We start from the raw sequence: 12102 nt of genomic DNA, 5'->3' as shown, positions 1-12102 counted from the left end.
GGCGATATGGCGTCGCCGGATGTGGCACACGGGCGCGGAGTGAAGGGGTTTCCAGGTAGTTAATAAATACCGCTCTGTTTCGTAGTAGGTTCGATGCCGTAGCCGCGGTTTGGCCTGTTTCAAATATTGATCGGCAATTTTGCGGAGCGTTTCGGTAGCCTGAAGAGTCGCCAGGGTGCGTTCGTCAGCAGGATCCTTGCCCCCAGCCACCAGGCCGAGGAGGCGTTTCGCCTCCTTCCGAGCTTTCTCGGGGGTCCAAGGCGATCCATGCGGACCAATTGTAAAGAAGCGCTGGCGTCCCAGAACGCGGTACTTCACGACATAAACTGCCGTGCCGCGCTGGCGTCTCACTCCAAAGCCGCGGACCGCCTCCTTGTGTCCGGCATCCCAAAGAATTTGTCCGGGCGCGAGCGATTGTACACTTCGGATCGTTATACCCAGCACGGCCATTGCTCGCCCCGATAGCTACCATCTAGCAACCACCGTAACGGAAATTGGGGAGTAACAAAGGCGGCCAGCGGCGCCGTTAGATATTGATATAACAGTGGTTTTCGTAGCGTAGGCGGTTGTGGCGTACGTCGTTCGAGGGCCTCAATCTCACTGTGGAACAGGAGGTCGGTGGTTCGAGCCCACCCAACTGTACCAGCCTTCGTCGCTGTCGATCGCCACGAACGCCCCTTGCCGTTTTGCTCCGCGTGTTGCGCAGGAATCAAGATCATCCCAGCATCAGCGATTGTCGTCGCCCGGCGCGAAGCCGTGAGTTCACTCAGCTATTGCGCCCTCGCTCCCTCAACCGCGGATCGCGCGCGATGAAGTCGAGAAAGCTGCGCACTTTGAGCGACAGGTATTTCCGGCTCGGATAGACCGCGAGCAGCCGGCCGGCGAAGGACAGCTTCTCCGGCAGCACCCGTTCCAGCCGGCCCGCGGCGAGATCGGTCGAAATCAGCCACTTCGGCAGAAAGGCGAAGCCCATGCCCTTCAGGCAGGCGTGGTGCATCAGCGTCTCGTTGCCGCTTTGCAGGACGACGGCAAATTTCACCGGTTTGTTGCTCTTGTCGTTGGGGAACGTCACCACGCCGTCCGCATGCACCAGGCTGTAGGCAAGGAGTGGCGCGCCGGTGAGGTCGTCCGGTGAAGCCGGGCGGCCGTGAGTGTCGAGAAACTTGCGTGACGCCACCAGATAGAACGGCGCGTCGGTTATCGCGCGTGCGATCAGGCCGGGACCGGGCGATGCCGTCACGCGCAGCGCGAGATCGAATCCCTCCTCGACGAGATTGACCAGCCGCCCGCTCAGATCGACCTCAAGCGTGACCTGCGGATAGCGCGCGCGATAGTCGGCCAAGAGGCCCGCAAATAATGGATTTGCCATCCAGACCGGAACGCTGAGGCGCAAGCGTCCTTTCGGGACGACCGCGGTCTGGCCGATGGCCGCTTCCACCTCATCGAGCCCGTCCACCATGGGTCGCGCCTGCTCGAGGTAGAGCGCACCGGCCTCGGTCAGGCTGACGTGCCGGCTGGTGCGGTTGAGCAGCCGTGTCGACAGCCGCTCCTCCAGCCGCATCACGTGCTTGCTCGTCATCGCCGCCGACATTCCAAGCCGCTGTGCGGCAGCCGTGAAGCTCCTCAGCTCCGCGACAGCGCAGAACACCCGGATGCTGACCAGCGTATCCATCGGATTTCCCCGTGCCGCGCCTGGCGCGCCGGTGAGCTTATTATCAACAAGTGGGAAATGATACTTCAACAGAACGAAAAATGATCAATCAACAGGAAAGAATTACCTCCTGCGTTTTCAACCACTCCGGAAGGATGAAAGCCAAATGTCTCAACTCGAAAACTGGTCGCCGCGCGTACTGGCTGCGGTGCGGATCATCGTTGCCCTGTTGTTCATGGAGCATGGGCTGATGAAGCTGTTCGCATTCCCGGCTGCGATCCCCGGCCTGCCGAGTCCACTGCCGGGCATCATGCTTGCCGCCGCGCTGATCGAAATCGTGGGCGGCGCGATGATCGCGCTTGGCTTGTTCACTCGCGCCGCCGCCTTCATCTGCTCCGGCGAGATGGCGGCCGCCTATTTCATGTTTCATGCGCCGCAGAGTTTCTGGCCGGCCGTCAACCAGGGCGACGCCGCCATCCTGTTCTGCTTCGTTTTCCTCTATTTGGCGTTTGCCGGCGCGGGAGCCTGGAGTGTCGACGCGCAACGCGCTTAAGCGATCGCAGCAAGGGCGTTGAGCCGGCTCGCTGGCTCAACGTCGAAGCCCTCATCCGACGGCGCATCACGGATGCGCGTCCGGAGTTTCACGGGCGGAACTCAAGCTTCGCCAGATGCAACAAGAGCACACTGCGCATCTTTCCACCGATCACTTGCAGCAAGGCGCGAAGCTTCGCTTGCCAATCTGAGGTTGCTTACTCACAATTTCTCCGGGGTGGATTCGGGGGAATCATGAGTGACCTTGCTCTTGGACGAAAACTGTTCGGTGGAATGATCCTGGCAGCCGCGTGGGTCTTGCCCACGGCAGGTTGGGCCTACACCGCCGAGCAACAGCAGGCTTGCATGGGCGATGCCTTCAGCCTGTGCGGTTCTGAAATTCCCGACGTGCAGCGGGTGACCGCTTGCATGGTCAGGAAGCAGGCCGAACTGAGCCCGGGCTGCCGGGTCTATTTCAGGCCACCGCAGCAGGCCGCGGCTGAAAGACCGCGACACCAGCACCGGCCGTACCGGCAGCGGTTTAGCTCAGACGACTAGGCCGAGCCTCCGTCGTTTGAACGATACGCGCCTTTGACTGACCTTGGCGATCCTTGGCGATCGCCGCATCCGGTGCCGCGCGGCACCGGACGGTTGTGGCATGCCGGCGTACGGCGCGGACGGTATGACTCAAAAGCACCACCGCTCGCTATTTGGCGCCGGCGCCACATTTGACGCCAAATTCCGCTTCCACGAATCAGCGTGCTGATTCATTTTTATCGTCCTGGGGTCAATGGAGGCGAAGGATATGAACGTGATAGTTTTTGCGTCGCGTAAAGGTGGCTCGGGGAAAAGCACCCTGGCAGCCCATCTCGCCGCGCACGTCCACAAGACAACCAAGCCGTGTCTGCTGGTCGATGCGGACCCGCAGGGCTCGCTGACCTTGTGGCACAAGCTTCGCGGCACCAACGAGCCGCAGATCAAGACCGCGGTCAATTCGGTCAGCGGGATCGTTGCTGCCGCCAAGCGCGACGGCTACGAGTGGGTGTTCATCGACACGCCGCCGAATCTGTCGGCCGTGGTCGACGATGCGATCAAGAACGCCACCATGGTCGTCATTCCGGCGCGTCCGGGCGTGTTCGACGTCAACGCCGTGCAGGAAACGATCCAGATGTGCCGTGCGGCGCGCAAGCCTTATGCGGTCGTGCTCAACGGTGCACCGGCCCGGCGCGACGAGGTCGAAAGCCGCATCGTCACCATCGCACGCGAGGCGCTTGCCAAATTCCGCGCGCCGGTGTGGGGCGGGCAGATCACCAACCGTGCCGATCTCCTGATGGCGCTCGGCAAGGGCGAGGGTGCCCGCGAATATTTCGCCGAAGGTCGTGCAGCCGCCGAAGTCGGCAGGCTGTGGGCCGCGATCGAACGTTCGGTAAAGGCGATCCGCGGCACTGCTTCGGCCAGCGGCGTGATGCACAAGCAGGCGGCTTAAGGCGCGCGTGCTTGTTTGACATCATCCTGCGTGATCGCCGCACGAACGGCGCTTACGCAGGATGATGTTTCTTTTGAATGAGCTCCGGCTTCGCCGGTCAGTTCACCATCAGCATGTAGAACACGACGACCGGCGACAAGGTCAGGATCACCGACCAGATGCCGACCGCCCAGAGAATGTCCTGCGTGCAAAAGTGGCCCGTTGCGGGCTCTGAACTGTTTTGAATTTCCATGACGCCCCCGCGTTTTTCCATGGTGACGCCGTCAGCTTCCGACCAGGAAGTTGAGAGCCAGCACCGGCGTCAGGCCGAGCAGCATCGCCCACAGTCCGAACGAGGAAACGAGCAGGAAATCCTGCTTCCTCTCGGCCCATTTGGAATTCGCAAAGCGTTTGTTTGGAATGGTATCAGCCGTCATGGTCGCCCCCCACTTTCTGTGATTGGGGCTATCCCTACCGGCAAAGTCCTAAAATACCCGCCGCGTCCGCGCCACAGAGTTTAACGGGGCATTTCAACGCGCGTTAACCAAGTGCGTTGCAGTCGGTATTCCACCGGATTGATCCCGACCTATCGGTCGGCCCGGCCGATCACGTCCATCAGCTCGGCGATCTTGCGGCGTTGATCGGCCTTGTCGCCGGAAACGATCGCATGCTCGACGCAGTGCGCGACATGGTCGCGCAGGATTTCCTCCTCGACGCGGCGCAACGCCGCTTTCGCCGCCGCGATCTGCGTGACCACGTCGATGCAATAGCGGTCGTCCTCGACCATGCCCGCAAGCCCGCGGATCTGGCCTTCGATTCGTTTCAGCCTTTTCAGGCAAGACGTCTTGATCTCCTGGCGCATAAGGTCCATATACCCCCCTAGGGTATATGTTTCAAGGGAAGCGGCAGCAAAAAATGGCCCACGGCAAGGACAACAGCGGCGCGACAGAAGACGCCTCCGCCCATCCGCAGATCTGTCAGCACCACAGCCACGATCATCACGCGCATCATCAAGCTGCTTATGACGCTGCCAAGCCCACCGCTTGCTGTTGCGGCGGCAAGCATGAGACCGGCCAGGACGCTGCGGTCGCGGTCGATCCGGTCTGCGGGATGAAGGTCAAGCGCGAGACTGCCAAGCATCGCTTTGAATATCGAGGCACCGAATATCTCTTTTGCTGTGCGCGCTGCCGCGAACGCTTTCAGGCCGACCCGGAAAGCTTCCTCAAGCCGAAAGCGTCCGAGCCGCCTGCGACAGCCCCCGCTGGAGCGATTTACACCTGCCCAATGCATCCCGAAGTCCGGCAAACCGGCCCGGGGAGCTGTCCGATCTGCGGCATGGCGCTCGAACCGGAGCAGGTTTCGCTCGAGCAGGGGCCGGATCCCGAACTGGCGGACATGACGCGGCGGTTCTGGATCGGACTGGCGTTGACGGCGCCGGTGTTCGCGATCGAGATGGGCCGTCATCTCGGCCTGATGCATCTGATCTCGCCGGTCTGGTCGAACTGGATTTCGTTCCTGCTCGCGACACCCGTGGTGTTGTGGACCGGCGCGCCGTTTTTCGTGCGCGGCTGGCGATCGGTCGTGAGCGGCAATCTCAATATGTTCACGCTGATCGCGATGGGAACGGGCGTCGCCTATCTCTACAGTGTGGTCGGAACTTTTGCGCCGCAGCTTTTCCCGGCGGGTTTTCGTGACGAACACGGCGCCGTCGCGGTGTATTTCGAGGTGGCCGCTGTGATCACGGTATTGGTGCTGCTCGGCCAGGTGCTGGAGCTGCGGGCGCGCGAACGCACCTCGGGCGCGATCCGCGCGCTGCTCGCGCTTGCGCCGAAAACCGCGCGGCGCATCACCTCGCAGGGCGACGAGGACGTCGCCATCGATTCGATTGCGGTCGGCGATCGTTTGCGGGTCCGTCCCGGAGAAAAGATTCCGGTCGACGGCCGCGTCACTGAAGGCGATTCCTTTGTCGACGAATCCATGGTGACGGGCGAGCCGATGCCGGTCGCCAAGGCCGAGGGCGCGCGCGTCATCGGTGGCACCGTCAATCAACACGGCGCGCTCGTAATTCGCGCCGAACAGGTCGGCCGCGATACCATGCTGGCGCGGATCGTCGATATGGTGGCGCGGGCGCAGCGCTCGCGTGCGCCGATCCAGCGTCTGGCCGATCGCGTTTCCGGCTGGTTCGTGCCGGCGGTGCTGGCTTCCGCATTGATGGCGTTTGTCGCCTGGGTCATGTTCGGCCCCGAACCGCGCTTCACGTTCGGATTGGTCGGCGCGGTAACGGTGCTGATCATTGCCTGCCCCTGCGCGCTCGGACTTGCCACGCCGATGTCGATCATGGTTGGGGTTGGGCGCGGCGCACGCGAGGGCATTCTGATCCGCGACGCCGAGGCGCTGGAGGCATTCGAGCGGATCGATACCATCGTCATCGACAAGACCGGCACCCTGACCGAAGGCAAGCCGAAGCTCGCCTCGCTGTCCACCGCGTCCGGCATCGACGAGAATACGCTGTTGCAGCTTGCTGCCGGCGCGGAACGAGGAAGCGAGCATCCGCTGGCGCGCGCGATCATCGCGGCGGCGGAAGCGCGCGGCCTGTCGCCCGGCGACGTCTCCAATTTCTTTGCGCATCCCGGCAAGGGCACGACCGGAAACGTCGACGGCAAGGCGATTGCACTGGGCAATGCCGCCTTGATGCGCGAACTTGATATTGCCGTGAGCGACTTCGAGACCGCGGCGGAAGCGGCGCGTGCTTCCGGCGCCACCGTGATCTATGCCGCGCTTGAGGGCCGTGCCGCCGGCATTCTTGCCGTCGCCGATCCGATCAAGCCCTCCGCCAAAGCGGCGGTCGCGGCGCTGCGTGCGGACGGTCTGCGGATCGTGATGCTGACCGGCGATGTCGCGACCACCGCGCGCGCGGTGGCCGCACAGCTCGACATCACCGAGATCGAGGCGGGCGTGCTGCCGGAGCGCAAGAGCGAAGTGGTTCAACGTCTGCGCCAGCAGGGGCGCCGCGTCGCCATGGTCGGCGATGGCGTCAACGACGCGCCGGCGCTCGCCGCCGCCGATATCGGCATTGCGATGGGGGGCGGCACGGACGTTGCGATCGAAAGCGCCGGCGTCACGCTGCTGACCGGCGATCTCTCGGGCCTGGTGCGGGCACGGCGCCTGTCGGCGGCGACCATGCGCAACATCCGGCAAAACCTGGGCTTCGCCTTCGTCTACAACGCTGCCGGCGTGCCGATCGCGGCCGGCGTGCTCTATCCAGAGTTCGGCATTTTGTTGTCGCCGATGCTGGGCGCCGCCGCAATGGCGCTGTCGTCGGTGAGCGTGATCGGCAACGCACTGCGACTGGCGCGCGCCAGACTTTAACTTCGCTTCGGACCGTTGGCGGCAATGAAGCGCGACAGTGCTGCGCCGATTTCGTCAGGACAATCCTCCTGAATGAAGTGCAGCCCAGGCACCGTGATCTCCTGCTGGTTCCGAAATCGCCGGCAGAAGTCGCGGGACCGCCCGATCAGCATCGAACCCGGCTCGGCGTTGATGAACAATTTGGGCTGCGGACTTTGCAGCAGCCATTGTCCGTATCTCTGAACAATGGCGACAACGTCGGCCGGCTCGCCGCCGATCGGCAGTTCGCGCGGCCAGACCAGCGTAGGCAGCCGCGACGACCGCGTCTTGAACGGACGCCGATATGCGTTCATCTCCGTTTCGCTCAAGGGACGGATGACGAGCTTCGGCAGCAGCACCTCGATGAAGAAGTTTTCATCGAGGATCATGTGCTCGCCCTTTTCGGACCGCAGGTCTCGAAACAGCGGCGCGCGGCTCGGCGGCAGGTCGTCCCATTCGCGCGGGAAGAGAATCGATTCCATGTAGGCGATGGCGTGGACGCGTTCCGGGTGCCGCGACGCCCAGTAGAATCCGAGCGCAGATCCCCAGTCGTGCAGCACGAGCGTAACGTTCTCCTGCAGGCCGAGCACATCGAACCATGCATCGAGATAGCGCGCGTGGTCGCGGAACCGGTAGGCCCCGTCGGGAGCGGGCCCCGATTGCCCCATGCCGACGAGGTCGGGCGCCAGGCACCGGCCGAGGTCGCTGACGTGAGGGATGATGTTACGCCAGAGATACGAGGACGTCGGGTTGCCGTGCAGGAACACGATCGGATGCCCCCGACCGACGTCGACATAGCTCATCTCGGTGTCGAGGATCTGAATCCGGCGGCGCGGCAGGCGATCTTCTGCCGCGATGGTGATATTGCTCATCTCGCGCTCGCATTCGCGGATTCAGCTATAAGTCGCCGAATGTGGTTTTGTGCCGGGCGTTCGATCACGACAGCTTTACAGAATGAGGTGCAGGGCTCTCGCCGGTCGCGAGCCTGAGCGCGGATAGCGCCATCTCGCGGTGCGCCGCGTCGCCAAGCAGGCGATCGATCGCCAGCCAGGCGCCGCCGGGCACAATTCGCTGGCGCGCGGCAAACGCACGTGCCTCGTCCAGCCGGCCCATTGCGGCGTAACAAGCGGCGAGGAACCAGCCGGTGAGGGGGTAGGTTGGAAGCTCTTGAAACGAAGTCTCCAGAACGTGAGCCGCATCGTCGAACCGTCGTTCGAAGAAATGGCACATGCCGACGCCGGTCAGGTGAAACGCTTTGCGCGTGGCGCGCGGATCCAGCCGCAAGGACGTTTTGAAATGGGTGATGGCAAGTTCGGATTCGCCCGAAACGGTACGCATCCAGCCGCTCCACAGCCACGCAAATGCGTGGCTTGGGTTGCGGGCAAGCGCGCCGTCGACCAGCCGCTTCAGGACCTCGACGTCTTCGCCGCTGTTCAATAGCGCGCCAGCGGCCGAAGTAACGGTGGAGGGATCGTCGGGCGCGGCTTCCAGCGCCCGGCGTGCCCAGATGATGCTCTGTTCCCGGTCACGCGCGATATCATCCGTCCAGCCACTCGAGACGTTCTGCGCGTGGCATAGCGCGAGCGAAGCCAGCGCCATCCCGTACCGCGCGTCGCATTCCACCGCCTGCCCAAGCAGCGCAATCGCCTTCATGTTGTCGTCACGCGACCAGCTTCGGATGTGCGGCAAGGCGCGCAGGTAAAGATGGTAGGCTGTCAAGTCGCTGGTTGGGTGCTCCGAGGCGCGCCGGATCTCGGTATCGAGCAACAGTGGATCGATCACGCCGGCGACCGAGGCTGCAACCATGTCCTGAAGCTCGAAGATGCCGGCCATCGGGCCGTCGAATTTCTCGGCCCATAAATGCGCGCCGGTTGCGGCATCGATCAACTGTCCGGTAATTCGCAGCCGCGAATCCGCCTTGCGCACGCTGCCTTCGAGCACGTAGCGCACGCCAAGCTCGCGCCCGACCTGGCGGATATCAACCGCCTTGCCCTTATAGGCGAAAGAGGAGTTGCGCGCGATCACGAACAGGGATTTGAACCGCGACAGCGCGGTGATGATGTCTTCGACCAGGCCGTCGGCAAAATAATCCTGCTCGGGGTCACCGCTCATATTTGCAAAAGGCAGCACCGCGATCGATGGCTTTTCCGGAAGTTCGAGCGCGACCGGCGCGGCCATCGCGGAGCCCGGCGCGGCGCTTGCGAGGCGCGGATCGGAGACCCGCCACGCCCGTACCGGTTCGGCAATGTTCTTCAGCCGCAGCGCCCCGAGGTCGTGGCAGGCGAGTTCGACCTTGCCGCGGATCTGCCGGTAAGCGTCGTCGGAGAGGCAAATGCCGCCCGGCTCGGCCAGTCCCTGAAGCCGCACGGCGATGTTGACGCAGTCGCCAAAAATATCGTCTTCATCGACCATGATGTCGCCGACATTCATGCCGATCCGGAACTCGACTTTGGAGCCGCCGGCCCGACCGCTGTTTTGCATGGCCATCGCGCGCTGGATCTCGGCGGCGCCACGCGCGGCGTCCACCGTGCTCGGAAATTCCGCCAGCATGCTGTCGCCCGACGTCTTGACGATGCGTCCGCGATGGGAGGTGATCGCCGGGGCGACGACGGTCTTTCGGATGTCCTTGAGCCGTGTCATGAGCGCTTCCTCGCCGGCTTGCATGAGGCGGCCATAGTCTTCGACCACCCCCGCCAACACCGCCGCCAACCGCCGTTCCACGCGCTCGCCGGGCAAAAAAGCCTCCAATATCGCCGCCGCCTCGACGGCGATATCACTTCGTTCGATCGGCAGCCAGCATCGCGTAGCTAATGTGCAATCCTCTCCACTACGTCGAAGGTTGCAGGCGGAACATCGGAACTTGCTGCCGCGCGATCTCGGCATCGAGCTGCCGAGCGAGTTCGGAACTCACCTCGACCATCGGCAAGCGAACCTCGGCGCTGTCGATCAGGCCGCTTCGTGCCAGCCAGTACTTGGCCGGCGCCGGGCTCGGTTCGGCAAACAAAAGGCGTGTCAGCGGGGAGACGCGATCCCAGTGCTGACGCGCGTCCTCGATCCGGCCTTCTCTGAAGAGCCGCCATATCGCGGCGAATGTTGCCGTCTCGACGTGGGCCGAGAGCAGGATCGCGCCGTCGGCGCCATCGGCCAGCGCCTCGAAGTACAGCGCATCCTCGCCGGTCAGGATGCGAAAGCCCGCCGGTCGCCGCCGCAACAAATCGATCGATTGCGCGCGATTGGCGCCGCAGTCCTTCATGCCGACGATGTTGGGGTGGCTGGCCAGTTCAAGCAGCGTTGCGGTTTCGAGCCTAACCGAAGAGCGGTAGGGAATATTGTAAAGCACGATCGGCCAGGAGGCGTGATCGGCGAGAACCGTGAAGTGCTGCAACAGGCCGCGTTGCGAGGGGCGCGAGTAATAGGGGCTCGAGATCAGATAACCGTCGATCGGCCAGGCAGCCGTTTCATCGAGCGTGTGGCAGAGCTTGCGCGTATAGCTGCCGGCGAGCCCAAGACAGATCGGCAGGTAGCGCTTCGTCTCGGCGAGCGTCTCGCGCGTCACCGCGACGATCCATTCGAGCTCGGCCATTCCGAGCGTCAGGCCTTCGCCTGACGTCGCCGCGAGAATCAAACCGTCGATCGGCAGGCAAGCATAATGAACGACTAGTCGCCGCAGCGAAGCCTCGTCGACCGCACCGTCACAAAACGGCGTGACAAGCGGCAGCCAGAGGCCTCCGAGTTGCGAGCGAAGCTCTGACGAATCGATTGGCGGGGTCATTGTCCATCTCCTCGGGTGGCCGGAGATGGGACACAAAAAACCCCACCTCGCGGCGGGGGTTACAGATCGGGCGAAAATCAGAAGTCTATCGTGCGCGCCAATCCGAAGCCCCCGAACGGGAAGCTTTTTTATTGACGGCATGGCGGGCGCACGAAAGCGTGATCATGGACTGATGATGCGGCGCGCTGGTTCCGCTGTCAACACGCGCTTCGGACGGCGGAGACTTTCCCCGCGCTTTCCCATCATGAAAAGCGGGAGCCGAGATCCGCAAGGCGGAAAAAGCCTTTCACGTCAGGGCAAAAAAAAGCCGGGCCCATAAGAGCCCGGCTTTGAGTATTGGCCTCGTTGGGCCGACACAATCACCTTCCAAGAGGGATAACCGAACACCCGCGCCACTGGAGGAGGGGGACATGTGCGCAGCGCGAAAGCTCAGTGTGTATGCATTATGGGCTTTGCGAATGCCTTGCAGCAACCGGGTCGGCCGCATGTCAGACATGCGGGGACCGGTTATCGCCTGATAATTACAACATAAGCGGGAAAACTGTGCAGCGGCTTTGCGACAAGGTCAGACCAGCGCTCACGCACTGCGCCCATCAACGCGCAAAGACGAACTTCAGCGCGCGTTAGGAGGGCCAGCGCTGCGCCTTGCTCACCACGAAGTCGCGGAACACCTGGACGCGCGCAACCGTTTTCAATTCTTCGGGATACACGAAATAAGTATCGAGCTGGATCGAGTCCGATTCGCCGAACAGCTGCACCAGGCGGCTGTTTTCCTCGACCAGATAATCCGGCAACGCCGCAATTCCGAGACCCTGCTGGCAGGCGCGCACCAAGCCCAAGATGTTGTTGACCTTGAAATAGGCTTCACGCGGACCGGTGCCGTTGCGGCCGGCCTCGACCAGCCAGTTGCGGTTCTGCAAATGCGGCGCGACCTGCCCGTCGGCAAGCGTGATGATCCGGTGCGCGTCGAGTTCATCGAGCGTGCGCGGCGTGCCGAAACGCTTGATGTATTCAGGCGAGCAATAGGCATGAAAGCCCATCGCGAACAGCTTGCGCTGGATCAGGTCGGGTTGGGTCGGCTTGCGGGTGCGAATGGCGACGTCCGCCTCGCGCATCGAAAGGTCCAGCTCCTCGTCGGTGACGATCAGCGAGATACGGATTTCCGGATAGAGCGCGGTGAATTCGCCGAGCCGCGGAATCAGCCAGTTGATGCCGACGCCGGGGGTGGTGGTGATCTTGAGATCGCCGCTTGGCCGCTCCCGGCTGTCGGTGAGTTTGGCGCGGGCAGCCTGCAGC

At 63.0% G+C, this 12102-nt stretch carries 13 protein-coding genes; 4 read left to right on the top strand and 9 right to left on the bottom strand.

Features of this window, described 5'->3' with window-relative positions:
* Positions 1-450: Arm DNA-binding domain-containing protein (locus VFL62_RS21770; protein ID WP_325174453.1), on the bottom strand; the 450-nt coding region annotated here is incomplete at its 3' end.
* Positions 451-766: 316 nt separating this feature from the next.
* Positions 767-1672: a LysR family transcriptional regulator gene (locus VFL62_RS21765; protein ID WP_325174452.1), complete on the bottom strand. Its 906-nt coding sequence runs from the start codon at positions 1670-1672 to the stop codon at positions 767-769.
* 145 nt (positions 1673-1817) lie between these two features.
* Here VFL62_RS21765 and VFL62_RS21760 point away from each other — a divergent pair, with 145 nt between their 5' ends.
* From VFL62_RS21760 to VFL62_RS21750, 3 genes are all read left to right on the top strand, one after another.
* On the top strand, positions 1818-2204 hold the full coding sequence (locus tag VFL62_RS21760) for a DoxX family protein (RefSeq protein WP_325174451.1): 387 nt from the start codon (positions 1818-1820) through the stop codon (positions 2202-2204).
* 233 nt (positions 2205-2437) lie between these two features.
* Positions 2438-2740, top strand: a complete 303-nt coding sequence (locus VFL62_RS21755; RefSeq protein ID WP_325174450.1) for a hypothetical protein — start codon at positions 2438-2440, stop codon at positions 2738-2740.
* 247 nt (positions 2741-2987) lie between these two features.
* The gene (locus VFL62_RS21750) at positions 2988-3668 is read left to right on the top strand and encodes a ParA family protein (RefSeq protein WP_325174449.1); all 681 of its coding nucleotides are present in this window, start codon (positions 2988-2990) and stop codon (positions 3666-3668) included.
* A gap of 97 nt (positions 3669-3765) precedes the next feature.
* Here VFL62_RS21750 and VFL62_RS21745 read toward each other — a convergent pair whose 3' ends face one another.
* The 3 genes from VFL62_RS21745 to VFL62_RS21735 form a co-directional block, all read right to left on the bottom strand.
* A complete protein-coding gene (locus VFL62_RS21745) occupies positions 3766-3900 on the bottom strand; it encodes a hypothetical protein (protein ID WP_325174448.1) in 135 nt (44 codons plus the stop codon).
* Positions 3901-3931: 31 nt separating this feature from the next.
* A complete protein-coding gene (locus VFL62_RS21740) occupies positions 3932-4084 on the bottom strand; it encodes a hypothetical protein (protein ID WP_325174447.1) in 153 nt (50 codons plus the stop codon).
* A 149-nt stretch (positions 4085-4233) separates the two neighbouring features.
* Positions 4234-4509: a metal-sensitive transcriptional regulator gene (locus VFL62_RS21735; RefSeq protein WP_325174454.1), complete on the bottom strand. Its 276-nt coding sequence runs from the start codon at positions 4507-4509 to the stop codon at positions 4234-4236.
* Positions 4510-4562: 53 nt separating this feature from the next.
* Between VFL62_RS21735 and VFL62_RS21730 the strand changes: the two genes are divergently transcribed.
* Positions 4563-7016: a heavy metal translocating P-type ATPase gene (locus VFL62_RS21730; protein WP_325174446.1), complete on the top strand. Its 2454-nt coding sequence runs from the start codon at positions 4563-4565 to the stop codon at positions 7014-7016.
* Here VFL62_RS21730 and VFL62_RS21725 read toward each other — a convergent pair.
* The 4 genes from VFL62_RS21725 to VFL62_RS21710 form a co-directional block, all read right to left on the bottom strand.
* The gene (locus VFL62_RS21725) at positions 7013-7906 is read right to left on the bottom strand and encodes a haloalkane dehalogenase (RefSeq protein ID WP_325174445.1); all 894 of its coding nucleotides are present in this window, start codon (positions 7904-7906) and stop codon (positions 7013-7015) included. The genes VFL62_RS21730 and VFL62_RS21725 overlap by 4 nt on opposite strands.
* A 64-nt stretch (positions 7907-7970) precedes the next feature.
* On the bottom strand, positions 7971-9770 hold the full coding sequence (locus VFL62_RS21720) for an adenylate/guanylate cyclase domain-containing protein (protein WP_325174444.1): 1800 nt from the start codon (positions 9768-9770) through the stop codon (positions 7971-7973).
* A gap of 91 nt (positions 9771-9861) precedes the next feature.
* Positions 9862-10806, bottom strand: coding sequence for a 4-hydroxy-tetrahydrodipicolinate synthase (gene dapA / locus VFL62_RS21715; RefSeq protein ID WP_325174443.1), 945 nt, complete (start codon positions 10804-10806; stop codon positions 9862-9864).
* Between the two features lie 623 nt (positions 10807-11429).
* Positions 11430-12102: substrate binding domain-containing protein (locus tag VFL62_RS21710; RefSeq protein ID WP_325174442.1), on the bottom strand; the 673-nt coding region annotated here is incomplete at its 5' end.

Origin of the sequence: Bradyrhizobium sp., from assembly GCF_035701725.1 — a bacterium.
Taxonomy (GTDB): domain Bacteria; phylum Pseudomonadota; class Alphaproteobacteria; order Rhizobiales; family Xanthobacteraceae; genus Bradyrhizobium.
Note: the sequence above shows the minus strand (reverse complement) of the source record. Positions and strands in the feature narration are given on the sequence as shown.

Coding starts and splice junctions, on each gene's coding strand:
- VFL62_RS21765 (WP_325174452.1), bottom strand. CDS start 1,672: ATGGATACGCTGGTCAGCATCCGGGTGTTCTGCGCTGTCGCGGAGCTG.
- VFL62_RS21760 (WP_325174451.1), top strand. CDS start 1,818: ATGTCTCAACTCGAAAACTGGTCGCCGCGCGTACTGGCTGCGGTGCGG.
- VFL62_RS21755 (WP_325174450.1), top strand. CDS start 2,438: ATGAGTGACCTTGCTCTTGGACGAAAACTGTTCGGTGGAATGATCCTG.
- VFL62_RS21750 (WP_325174449.1), top strand. CDS start 2,988: ATGAACGTGATAGTTTTTGCGTCGCGTAAAGGTGGCTCGGGGAAAAGC.
- VFL62_RS21745 (WP_325174448.1), bottom strand. CDS start 3,900: ATGGAAATTCAAAACAGTTCAGAGCCCGCAACGGGCCACTTTTGCACG.
- VFL62_RS21740 (WP_325174447.1), bottom strand. CDS start 4,084: ATGACGGCTGATACCATTCCAAACAAACGCTTTGCGAATTCCAAATGG.
- VFL62_RS21735 (WP_325174454.1), bottom strand. CDS start 4,509: ATGCGCCAGGAGATCAAGACGTCTTGCCTGAAAAGGCTGAAACGAATC.
- VFL62_RS21730 (WP_325174446.1), top strand. CDS start 4,563: ATGGCCCACGGCAAGGACAACAGCGGCGCGACAGAAGACGCCTCCGCC.
- VFL62_RS21725 (WP_325174445.1), bottom strand. CDS start 7,906: ATGAGCAATATCACCATCGCGGCAGAAGATCGCCTGCCGCGCCGCCGG.
- dapA (WP_325174443.1), bottom strand. CDS start 10,806: ATGACCCCGCCAATCGATTCGTCAGAGCTTCGCTCGCAACTCGGAGGC.